Source organism: Rhizobium sp. 18055 (assembly GCF_902706285.1).
Lineage (GTDB): Bacteria > Pseudomonadota > Alphaproteobacteria > Rhizobiales > Rhizobiaceae > Rhizobium.
The window spans coordinates 1-574 of record NZ_CACSKD010000124.1 but is presented as its reverse complement, the minus strand read 5'-3'; the positions used below and the strand labels follow the sequence as shown (position 1 = coordinate 574).

Annotated in this window: 1 protein-coding gene and 1 pseudogene; both read left to right on the top strand. The window is 67.4% G+C overall.

What is annotated here, in order from left to right:
* A pseudogene (locus GVL52_RS31700) lies at positions 1-238 on the top strand (DUF1841 family protein); the annotation flags it as partial.
* Between the two features lie 126 nt (positions 239-364).
* Positions 365-574, top strand: a 210-nt coding sequence (locus GVL52_RS31695; RefSeq protein WP_200847952.1) for a hypothetical protein, incomplete at its 3' end; no start/stop codon positions are given.

Sequence of the window (574 nt, the reverse complement as noted above, 5' to 3'; positions counted from 1 at the left end):
GCTGGAAAACATGTTCAGCAACAACATCATGATCGGGGTGCCGTTGGTCGGGCTGGTGTACGGCAAGGAAGGGCTGGTAACGCTCTTCACGCTGATCTCGCTGCATGCCCTGGTGCTGCTAACGGCCGCCACGGTCGTGTTCGAACTGGCAGAAGCGCGCGAGAGCCAGCGCTCGGGCCGCCCACCCGACGGAGCGGCCTACGTGGCCTGCGTGCAGCGCCGCGCCACGCGGGACTGACCGCACCCGCCAGGCCGGGGGTTGCTATAATAAAAATAGCATCCCTTCACAGCGACCACGGCAGCACCTCCATGAACCGACGACCTCTGGCACGCCGGAACCGTGGTCCCGAGGGACGGTGCTGACGTGCGGCGGTTCCAGCTGTCGCTGCGCACGGCCATCGCCGTGCCGTTCGCCGCCCTGTTCGTGGGCACCGTCGCCCTGCAGGCGGTCACGCAGCACCGCCAGATCGACGCGCTCATCGACCAGGAAAGCGTCCGCCTGCTGGACGCCGTGACGCACACGGCCGGCGAGCGGCTCGTGAACTTCCTCGCCACGCCCTTCAGCATCCAGCGC